The 11,849-nt window shown below is 35.1% G+C and carries 6 protein-coding genes; all 6 read right to left on the bottom strand.

Annotated features, from left to right (window positions below; all coding sequences use genetic code 11):
- Window positions 1-153: 153 nt before the first annotated feature.
- The gene (locus tag ACVC5O_RS06515; protein ID WP_452220665.1) at window positions 154-2,064 is read right to left on the bottom strand and encodes an OmpA family protein; all 1,911 of its coding nucleotides are present in this window, start codon (window positions 2,062-2,064) and stop codon (window positions 154-156) included.
- A gap of 17 nt (window positions 2,065-2,081) precedes the next feature.
- Window positions 2,082-2,996 carry a PorP/SprF family type IX secretion system membrane protein gene (locus ACVC5O_RS06510; protein WP_452220664.1) on the bottom strand — a complete coding sequence of 305 codons (915 nt, stop codon included), beginning with the start codon at window positions 2,994-2,996 and terminating at the stop codon, window positions 2,082-2,084.
- A gap of 19 nt (window positions 2,997-3,015) precedes the next feature.
- Window positions 3,016-8,751 carry a T9SS type B sorting domain-containing protein gene (locus ACVC5O_RS06505; protein WP_452220663.1) on the bottom strand — a complete coding sequence of 1,912 codons (5,736 nt, stop codon included), beginning with the start codon at window positions 8,749-8,751 and terminating at the stop codon, window positions 3,016-3,018.
- Window positions 8,752-8,897: 146 nt separating this feature from the next.
- Window positions 8,898-9,932: an aldo/keto reductase gene (locus ACVC5O_RS06500; protein WP_452220662.1), complete on the bottom strand. Its 1,035-nt coding sequence runs from the start codon at window positions 9,930-9,932 to the stop codon at window positions 8,898-8,900.
- A gap of 104 nt (window positions 9,933-10,036) precedes the next feature.
- Window positions 10,037-10,996 (bottom strand): OmpA family protein, encoded by a 960-nt coding sequence (locus ACVC5O_RS06495; RefSeq protein ID WP_452220661.1) that lies wholly within the window; start codon window positions 10,994-10,996, stop codon window positions 10,037-10,039.
- A gap of 3 nt (window positions 10,997-10,999) precedes the next feature.
- Window positions 11,000-11,767, bottom strand: a complete 768-nt coding sequence (locus ACVC5O_RS06490; protein WP_452220660.1) for an exodeoxyribonuclease III — start codon at window positions 11,765-11,767, stop codon at window positions 11,000-11,002.
- Window positions 11,768-11,849 lie beyond the last annotated feature (82 nt).

The raw sequence follows: 11,849 nt of genomic DNA, 5'->3' as shown, positions 1-11,849 counted from the left end.
AACTTATAACAACAAAAGACCACATTTGAATCTTAACATGAAAACACCTAATTTTATACATAACAAAAAACCAGAGAAGTTAACTTCTCTGGTTTAATTTATTTTTTAAAAACTGTCAACCTATTTTAGGACGACTCACTTATATTTTATAATCTATTGGTTTGGTCCACCACTAGTAATTAGAAACTCTGAACGCCTGTTTAATTGGTGTTCTTCTTCTGTACAATTGCTGCCACAATTTACAGCTGGTTCGTTTTCTCCTTTACCAACTCCAGAAATTCTACTAGAAGCAATTCCTTTAGAAATTACGTACTGTACTGTAGTTTTAGCTCTTCGGTCAGATAATCTTTCATTGTAACCATTAGATCCTCTAGAATCTGTGTGTGAGGTTGCGTAAATAACCATATCTGGATACTTATTCATTACCTGCACTAATTTATCTAATTCAAAAGCGGCTTTTGCCGTTATATTAGATTTATCATAATCAAAATAAATCGGGTTTAAGTTTACACGTTCAATTGCAATTATTTTTTCTATTGGATCTAAACCTACAGTCACAGACAGTTCTTCATCGCGAGTTCCATCTACTGTCATTTTTTTACTTTCGTAATCATCCATCGTTACTTGAAGTTCTGTCTCCTTTTCACATTCAATTATAAATTCTGCTTTACCTTCTGCATCAGTTGTTTTTGTTGCTAATACATTTCCTTGGTCATCCATTAAAGTTGCCGATGCTCCAGAAATTGGTTCTTGTGTTTTATTATCTACAATATTTGCTGTAATTAATACATCACATAAAGGTTGTAGTTTTTTTATTCCATAAATATCATCACTTCCTTTTCCTCCATCTCTGTTGGAAGACACAAAACCTTCGCCTGTTTCTTCATCAATCATAAAAGCGAAATCATCTCCATTACTGTTAATAGGGATTCCTGCGTTACGAATTGGAGCCATTTTACCATCTATTTCTTTTGTGTAAAACACATCCATACCTCCAAGACCTAAGTGACCTACTGATGAGAAATATAAAGTCCCATTGTTACTTATATATGGAAACATTTCTTGCCCTTCTGTATTTACTTTTTGACCTAAATTAATAGCTTCTCCTACAGAGCCATCTGCGTTAATTGGCGCTTTATAAATATCAAACTTCCCGTAACCTCCTGGTTTGTCTGACGCAAAATATAAAGTATTACCATCCATACTTACAGCTGGATTTTTAACTGAATACGTATTGTCATTTAATTTTAAAGGAGTTACATTTTTCCAGCCATCTCCAGATTTTGTAGCTCTGAACATATTTAATACACTATATTTTGTGTTTGATAATGAGTCTTTTTCATATAGATTTTCGTAAAAACTTTCTCTAGAAAAATACATTGTATTACCATCTGGACTAAAGGCAACTAAACCTTCGTGATATTTAGTATTAATTTCACTTCCTAATAATTTTTCGCCTTGGTAAGATCCATTTCCTTCATCTGTATATTCGTAAATATCTAAATAAGGTTGCTCGTTCCATCCATAAGTTTTTCTAGAACTGTTTCTAGCAGAAGTGATATATAGCTTACCATTTTTACGCATTCCTCCAAAATCTGAATGTTTAGTATTAATATCTAAATTCTGAACATTGAATTTTTTACCTTTTTCTAAAATTTGCGGAATATAATCTGGGTTAGCCATAAAAGCCCTTGCTCTGTCATCACTTGGTCTTGCAGACGCAAATTTTTTCATCCATTGGTTAGATAAATCATATTTACCATTTGCTTTTAGCATTTCAGAATACTTAAACATCATTTCAGGCTCAGAAGAATCTTCTAATGCTTTTGCATACCACTTTTCTGCTTCAACAGTGTTAAATATGTTATAATTAGACTCTGCTAATCTAGAATAGACGTAGGCGTCTGCTTTTCCTTTTTCTACTAATTTGGCATACGCAGCAGCAGCTTCTACAAATTCAAATTTTGCAAAATGCTTATCTGCTTTTTTAGTTGCACTATTTTGAGCAGTTAGACTTAAGCTACTCAATAATACTAATGTTAAAAATATTTTAATGTTTTTCATTTTAGTTAGCTTAAGGTTTAGAAATAACGAGGTGATCTTGATACTTTTCTTGGTAAGTTAATATCAAAGTTTATAAAAATTTCGTGTGATGAATCTGTTACCACATTTAGGTCTGAATTAATTGCATCGTAAGCATAACCAATTCTTAAATTTGGTGCTACAAGAAAATTAACCATACCACTAAAAGAATCATCTAACCTATAACCTGCTCCAATTTCAACAAAATCGTACATGAACAAGTTTAAGTTAAGATCATAACTTATTGGTGCATCAAAAGCATATTTCATTAATGCATGTGGTTTTAATTTAAAATCTTCAGACAAATCAAACACATAACCTCCAGCCAAGAAAAAATGCTCGGATTCGCTACCAAACTCTCTTCCATCTACATCTAAATGCACTGAATTAAGAATATTAGGAATAGAAGCTGAGATATAGTATTTGCTTGGTTTATAAAAATATAATCCTGCACCAATATTTGGATTAGTCGTATTAGGACTAGTCGTAAATAAAGGATCTCCAGGCTGTACCAAGTCTAGTTGACCTTCTCCAATTTGTATGTCATGAAATGTAGCACCTGCTTTTAAACCAAAAGCTAATTTTGTGCTGTTTCCTACAGGTAAGGTGTAAGAGAAATCGGCATAAACATTAGTTTCGTTTACTGGACCAACTTCATCGCTTATAAAAGAGAGCCCTAAACCTACTCTTTTTCCTACAGGTGAGTGTATAGATAGTGTACCAGTACTTGGTGAACCATCTAATCCTACCCATTGGCTTCTGTAAAGTGCACCAATTGCAACTCCATCTGTAGATCCTGCATAAGCGGGATTAATGATATTCATATTATACATGTACTGCGTATATTGAGGGTCTTGCTGTGCGCTTAACTGTAAGGCAAAGAAGCATACGGTAATTATAATTAGTTTTTTCATCTATAGTTTTGTTAGTTTTTTAGTTTTCTCTGTTTATGTACACCCAAGCTGATTTTACTTTATCTCCTTGATACTTCATTACGTAGAAATAAGTTCCTACTGGTAATTCGTCACCATCATTGGATTGTCCGTACCACTCGTTTGTATAGTTAGTTTTTGAGTACACTTTAGTTCCATTTCTATTAAATATCTCTAAAGATTGGACATCAAAACTACTTAAATCAAAAGTATCATTAAAGGTATCATTGTTTGGCGAAATACCTTGTGGTATTGTACAATTCTCTAATTCATCTACAAAAATATCTGCACTATCAAAACATCCTGTGTCATTAAAAGTTACTTCAATAGTGTATGTACCAGATAACAAAACAGTATCTAACACTAACTCATTGGCTCCTGTTATTGGGTCACCTTCGTATAACCATTGAATAGACACTTCATCTTCTGTATAGTTATCTGCTATTGCAGTTACTTCAATTGGCACTGTAGCATTAGGACAAACTTCATAATCTATCATACTATCAAAAGAAGATATTGGTGCAATACCAATTTCTAAATCGAAACTTGTTGTTTCAAAACATCCATCGGCAGTTTCTGCTCTTACAAAAATAGTAACAGGAGAACTTTCATAGTCTGTTGGACTAGTTATAGCATCTGTATTTGTATCTGCATCAGATTGTGATAAATGGTATGTAAAGGTTAAACCTGTTTGACCATTTGAAATAACAGCTTCATTTTCTGTTAAGTCGTATATAGCATCATTGTCATTATCATTATCACAACCCTGTAAATTATCTGCTTGAGTTAATGGTGGTTTAGGTGATAAAATTAAATCAAATGTTGTTGTTGTATAGCAACCTGTAGTAGAATCTTCAACTCTAACAAAAATAGTTTCAGTATTCATTGTATTTTGATATGCAGCTGGAGTTGTTATATCATTATCACCAGAATCGGCATCTTCCATAGAAGTGTGATAGGTAATAATAACACCTGTTTGTCCATCTACAATAGTTGCTTCGTTTTGTGTTAAATCAAAATCAACCATTCCATCTCCATCGTCACAAAGCTCTAAATCTGGTGCTTGCATAGAAGTTGGTGTATTACTAACAACAAGATTAAAAGTTGTATTTGTGGTAGCACAACCAGACATTGATCCTACTGCATCTGTATCTTCAACTCTAACATATATTATTGTTCCATCTGCGGCACTGTAAGGTGACGTTAATGGCATATTAGCTGTTTGCGCATCATTTAATGAAGCATAGTAAGTTACTGTAAAATCTGTTGGACTTTGAGTTCCTAAAATTGTAGCTGTTTGGGCTTCTAAATCAAAATTCTCTAAACCATCTCCATCTTGATCACAAGCTTCTAAATCCATTGCAGGATTAGCAACTGCATCATCATAGAAATTTAATTCTGCTACAGAAGAGAAAGTAACATCTTCACAAATACCTCCAAAAGCAAATACTTGATAAGTTCCTGACTCTGTTGCAGTTATAGTTTCTGTGGTTTCACCATTAGCTACACCATTAAAGTACCACTCATAATTTGTAGCATATGGAGAATTAGCACTTAATTCTACTGAAGTTACTCCACATAAATCGATGGTCTCGTCTGGTGTAAATTCAGGCGCATCAGGATTTTGTGGCACTACAGTTCCATCGTAAGCTAATTCTGCATCACAAACAATCTCGCAATTCGTTCCGTCTGGTGGTCCAGAATCTTGACTAAATATATAAGTTCCTTCTTGTTGAGAGAAGTTAGTTATTAATATCACATACACATCTCCAGCAGAAACGCCATTTAAATTAATAGTTTCTACAGCTGTTGCAGAGTAACTACAATCGGCAACATTTTCTGGTAAAAGATCGACACATGCACCATCTTGATCATTAAAAGGTCCCCAAACAATAAAGTCTATATCAAGTCCATTACCTGCTGCATTAGTTTGCGAAAGTGTAAATTGGTAATCTCCAGACTCATCAAAGAATATTGTGTTCCATTGTGGATCTGGTTCACTTCCTAAACAATCATAATCTATATAATCTGGTGCTGTTTGATCTCCAACTGTACTTGGATACTCTAGGTCTGGATCTGCACAAATTGGTAATGCATCTAAACAATATGTTGGCACACCTAGAGTTCCAATACATAAATCGAAAGTTGTAGTTTCTGAACCTGCTCCTCCAGAAAATACTCTAATATAATAGGTATCTCCTATAGTTAACTCAGGAGTTAAACTATTAGTTTGATCAGAACAATATAATTCTGTTAAACCATCACAAGTACCTTCGTACACAGCATGATCTAAATTAAATGTTCCTCCAGCAATATTTTCTAATGAAATTAATTGTTGAGTACCAACTGCTGTAAACTCAAACCAAACATCATCGTCTGCAACACCTGTACAACTACCTCCTGGCACAGAAGAAGCTGTTGCTTCTAAAATTGTACCTGGTGTTGTAGAATCACAAGACTCATCTGGATTAACAACTGCTAAAGTTGCAAAACATGGCTCGTCGTTATCTGGAGGACAAGCTGATAGGCTGTACGTAGTACTAGAAATTACACAATTACCATTTTGCTCATTGGTTAAAATTGCTTTTACTGAAGATCCAAAAGCGAATGGTCCTGCTTGGTACATACCTGTTGCAGGTACTGGTACTGTATTAGCATCTAAATCATTTGATATGATTAAAGATGTTGCATCTCCTAAACTAGAGACATCTATATCTATAAAAAATTGGTTGTTATCACAATCTGGAGCTAATGTAAATGTTGCTTCAGGTAATACACAGTCTAAAACTTGAACATTTACTGTAAAGTCTAATGTAACCCCAAAACTACCTCCAAAACAAGGGTTTGGTGGATTTTGACCAAAATCTGCAGATCCTAATCGCATTCTATGTTCACCTATTGCAGCATCGGCTGGCATTGTAAATGTTGCATCTAATACGGTTGGATTATCGTTTGTAGAAACGCCAGTATAAACAATTTCAGAATCTTCAAAAACCAAGTTATCGTTAAAATCTATCCATAAAACAGTATCGTAAGTAAATCCTGTTTCCATAACAATTGTTACACTAGTTTCTACTCCTTGAAACACGTTTACTACTGGAGTTAAAAGGCTTTGATACGTAATATCATCTCCATTTATATCTTGTCCACCTAAACCTGTAAAGTCAGTTACTCCTATTGTAACACTTGTAATTCCTTGTCCATCATGAGAAGTTGGTATAGATTCACAATATCCAGAAAAGAAGTTACCAGGACCAGTCCATGAACTCAATCCATCTGCATCACAATTGGTTTGTACATAAAAATCATAACTTGTATCAGGCATTAACCCAGTTATTGTGTAAGGGTTAGTCGTTACATCATTGATAAGTGTCCCAGTCCCTGGAGTAAATCCTTCTGGTCCATATTCTATATTCCAAAGGGATTGACCTCCATTTTCTGTCCACCCAATTTCTGTAGAGGTAAGAGACAAATTGTTAGAGGTTAAATCTGAAGGTTCTGCACAAGTAGGAATGTTTCTTACTTGAAAATTATCTACAAATACATCATTATCTTCAGGATCATCAACTGTCCCTTCAGATCCAAGTATAGCAAATCTTACTGTTTGATTAGCATAAGCTGTTAAGTCTATAACAGGATGCAAACCTGTAACCGGAATTACAGAAGTAGAATCGTAAGTTAATAATGAAGTCCAAGTTGTCCCATTGTCTGTTGTAATAAATAATTGAACAGTATCATCAGATCCTAAAGTACCTGCGTTTGTACTACTTCCAAACTGCATAACCCCAAAATCAAATTCTACTTGATGAGGTCCACCAGTTAAATCAAAGCTTGGAGAAACAATCCAGTCGCTTTTATTTGCTACCCATAAATTAATTTTGTAAGCTCCACTGGTTCCATTGTTAAGAAACCCATCTGGATTCCAATCACCAGCACCAAAGTTTTGAGGTCCTGTAGTCGCATCGCCTTCTGCAGCTTCCTCCCAACAATCTGCTGGTATGTCTGTGAAATCTTCTAAATAATCTGGAATAAACACGTCACACTCTGTTGTAAAGGTAAATGGTCCAGTCCAATCACTTAACCCATCTGCTCCACAATTTGCTTGCACGTAATAATCGTAAGATGTTACTGCTGTTAAACCAGTGGCTGTAAAAGGATTTGTGACATCTGTGTTCGTTGGAGTTCCTGTTGCAGGAGTTCCAGAGGTTACAAGTTCTATATTCCACATTGAAACTGTTCCATCTTGCATCCAAGATAATTCTGCTTCAAAAGCTGTAATAGCAGAAGCTGTTAGAGATGAAGGCGCAAAACAAGATGGTGCTTCGTCGAACGTTACATCATCAATTGCAATATCATCAGTAAAATCACCAGGAGCTATAACTTCAGAAAAAGTAAATCTTGCTTGTACATCTCCTGTAATTGTTAACGTACTTAAATCAATAACTTTTAATTCCCAACCTGCTGTGTTTGTATTATATGTAGCCATTAAGTTCCATGCTGCTCCATCCCAAACCTCAACATCTAATTGTGCGTTTGCATCTCCTTCATTATTGCTTATTTCGAAGAATGATAATGCAGGAGTTGTTAATCCTGAAACATCTACTAAAGGACTTAACAATACTGCAGGATCTTGTGTTCCTGAAGCATCTACCCAAGCAAAATAACCATTCGTATTTGTAGATCCTGTTATTGTTCCATCGTCTCCAATATGGTTAAAACCAGTCTCGTCGTCGAAATTCCAATCCTCTCCTCCACTCATTGACCAACATAATGGAATATCACCTCCATTTTCAAAGCCTTCAGTATATGGTGCTGTAAATGTTACACATTCTGTTGCAAAATTAACAGGTCCAACCCAAGGACTAAATTCACCTCCACAATTTGATCTTACATATACTTCATAATCTGATGCAGGTGTTAGGCCAGCTTCATTATATGCTGTATTTGATGTTGCATCAGCACCATTACCTGTTGGAGTTCCTGTTCCTGCTGTTTGTATAGCAACTTCCCAAGCACCTTCGCCTCCTCCAGCTGTCCAAGACAATGTTACATTATCTGACCCTGTAGCATCAACCACTATTGCAGAAGGTTCAGGACATGTTACTTCAAAAATTGTAACTGTATCAAAAGCAAAACCTTCGTCTTGTACTGTAAAATCTGAACCAAAAGCTACTCTTAATAACACATTAGCTTCTCCTGCCAAACCAGTTAAGGCATGTCTTGCGGTAACCCAATCTCCAGATCCGTTTGCAACTCCTCTTCCTGTCCAACCTTCTGGTTGACCTCCTGGTGCACCTCCAATAGTATCGTCTGTAAACCAGTTATTTGGATCTCCAACTGCTCCTACATTTACCCACGTTGTTCCACCATCAATAGAGGATTGTAAAACAGCTCCATCCCAACTGAATTCTGAATTCCACCATACATTTAATTCGATTGCTGGTGCTAACAGTGCTGTAAAATCAAAAACAGGACTAATCACTGCAGAGCTTTCGCTTGCATTGTAGTTTCCTGTTAAATTTGTAACCCAAGAATTAGCTCCTGAATCTGCAGAATTAATAACTGTTCCTGCTGGAGTTCCTAGTGTCCAAGTACTTGCTGTGCTTGCGGCATCTACGGTCCAACCACCATCTCCTGATTCAAAATCTTCTGAGTAAGGGAAAGATGTAATCTGTGCATTAGCCTGCCAGCTGAAGATAATAGTTAGCAACGCTAATAAGAGTGTAATTTTTCTCATTATAATTTGATTAATTAGTTTGGTTTAAACACCTAAACTAAAAAAAAATAACAATCAAAATTAGCTTATCGCTCTATAATAGATTAAATACATTTATCCTCGATAAAAAGAAAATTACGTTAACTAAATTGAATCATTCTATAAAATTATGGTGCTGGATTTGGAATTGTTTTGTGAACTATATTAATTGATTCTAGTAGTTTTTCGGAAATAGTAACTGAAATACTACTTATATTTTCTTTTAATTGAGACATGGTTGTTGCTCCAATAATATTACTGGTTACAAAATCTCTTTGGTTTACAAAAGCTAGTGACATTTGCGCTAAAGACATATTATTTTCTTTTGCTAGTTGTAAGTACTGTTTGGTTGCTTCTGTTGCTTGCTCACTACTATACCTTGAAAACCTTGGAAATAATTTTAATCTAGAATTTTCTGAAGCTTGGTTAGTGATGTATTTACCAGAAAGCACACCAAATGCCATTGGAGAATACACTAATAATCCTATATTTTCTCTATGTGAGATTTCTGCCATATCGCCTTCGTAAACTCTATTTATTAAGGAGTATGCATTTTGAATAGTAATTGGTTTTTGAAAATTGTTTTTTCGCGCTTCTTCTAAATAACGCATGGTTCCCCAAGCTTTTTCGTTAGACAAGCCGTAATGTCTAATTTTACCTTCTTTAATTTTTGAGTTTAGGGTTTCTACAACGTCTTTAAAATTATCTTCCCATTGGTCTTGAGGATTATAGGTGTAGTCTCTTACTCCAAAAGTATTGGTTTGGCGTTCTGGCCAATGTAATTGATAGAGGTCTATATAATCTGTTTGTAGTCGTTTTAATTCGGCATCTATAGCTTCGTTTATAGCTTTTTTGCTAAAACCATTTGTTCTAATATGTGCTGTATAGTCTCCTGGTCCTGCAATTTTAGAAGCTATTACTAACGTTTCTCTTTTTTGGTTTTTTAACCAACTTCCTATTATTTTACTTGTTCTGCCTTGCGTTTCTGGTGTTGCTGGTACAGGGTATAATTCTGCTGTATCTATAAAATTTACACCTTGCTCAACTGCATAATTTAGTTGCTCGTGTCCTTCTGCTTCTGTGTTTTGATTACCAAAAGTCATTGTGCCTAAGCAAATTTTACTAACTTTTATATCTGTATTTGGTAGTGTTGTGTATTTCATTTTAATTGCGTGTTGTGTTTTGCGTTAGCGATTGAGGCATTTGTTGAAGCTCCTCGCAGAGAGCGACTGCCGAAAGCGCGACCCTTGTGGTAACGCCCAAAAAATTAAATTGTATTTAATAACTTGGAAATTTCGTCTAGTTTTGGTGTTAGAATGACTTCTATTCGTCTGTTTTTTGCTCTTCCATCTGGAGTTTCGTTAGTGGCTAATGGCGCAAATTCTCCTCGTCCTGCCGCTGTTAGATTGTCTGGCTTTATGTTTTTATTTTGTTGAAGGATTTGAACTATTGCAGTTGCTCTTTTTGTGGACAAATCCCAATTACTAGTGAGTATTCCGTTACCAGAATAAGGTACATTATCTGTATGACCTTCTATTAAAACAGATATTTCTGGATTGTCTGCTAGTACGTTTCCTAATTGTTTTACTGCTTTTTTTCCTTCGCTACCAACTGCCCAACTTCCTGAACCGAAAAGGAGTTTGTTTTCCATTGAAACATACACCTTACCATTGCGTTGCTCGACGGTTAAACCCTTACCTTCAAAATCGGTTAATGCTCTAGATACTGCATTTTTTAACTGCGTCATCTCTGCCTCTTTTGTGGCTATAACTTGCTCTAATTCTTCGACACGTTTAGATCTGGATTCCAGCTCATTTTTTAGTTGTTGTAATCTGGAATTTTCTGCGGCTAAGGCTTGCTCTTTTGCTTCTAGTTTTGCTAATAATTCTCTATTTTTTTGAGTATTTGCTGCAATTGCAGAACTGCTATTAGCATCCAAGGCATCGTAAGAGGCTTTTAAATTATCGTAGTTGTTTTTTGTAGCGTTATAATCGCTTTGCAGCTGGTCTCTTTTAGCTATTGCTGCATCGTATTCGCTTTGCAACTTAGCGAGTTTATTTTCTGCTTCGTTTTTAGCTTTTAAAAGTTCGCTGTTGTCGTCTTTAAGATTACGTGTGTCTTTTTTAAGTTTTGCATATTTGTTTTCTAAATCTTTATAGACTTTTGGCGATACACAACTTGTAAATACGACTAAGGATAGGGTTATTAATAAAAATCTATGTTTCATTTTTTAAAATTTATTTTCTAATTCGAGTACAATAGGACAATGGTCGCTATGTTTTGCTTCGGTTAATATAACGGCTCTTTTTATTTTTTCTTGTAATGGTTGCGACACCATTGCATAATCTAATCGCCAACCTTTATTATTTGCTCGAGAATTTGCTCTGTAACTCCACCATGAAAATTCTTGACGATCGGGATGTAGATATCTAAAAGAATCTATAAAACCTGAGTTTATAAATTGGCTTAACCACTCGCGCTCTTCTGGTAAAAAACCGGAAACACCTTTCATTTTTGGGTTGTGGATATCTATAGGCTCATGACAAATATTGTAATCTCCACAAACTACTAAATTTGGCAGTTGTAGCCTTAACTCTTTTAAGTAATTGTGTATTAAATTCATGTACTCGAATTTATGCGCTAATCTTGCATCATTGGTGCCTGATGGTAAATACATACTCATTACAGATACATTGTCGTAATCTGCACGAATATTACGACCTTCGAAATCCATAGATTCTATTCCTGTACCATATTCTACGTGCTTAGGTTTTGTTTTACTTAGTATTGCAACTCCACTGTATCCCTTTTTTTGTGCACTAAACCAATAATTGTAGTTGTAGCCAGCTTCTTCAAATAGTGAAAGGTCTAATTGCTCTTCCATGGCTTTTATTTCTTGTAAACAAACTACATCTGGATTTGCACTTTTAAGCCAATCTATAAACCCTTTATTGATTGCAGCTCGTATGCCATTTACGTTGTATGAGATAATTTTCATTGGTGAAATTTTATTCTTTTAGCGAAAATAAATAATGCTTTACTTTTACACCTTGTATTTTGCAACGTTTTAACTTAAAAGT

The sequence above is a fragment of the Lacinutrix salivirga genome (assembly GCF_053604675.1).
Note: the sequence above shows the minus strand (reverse complement) of the source record. Positions and strands in the feature narration are given on the sequence as shown.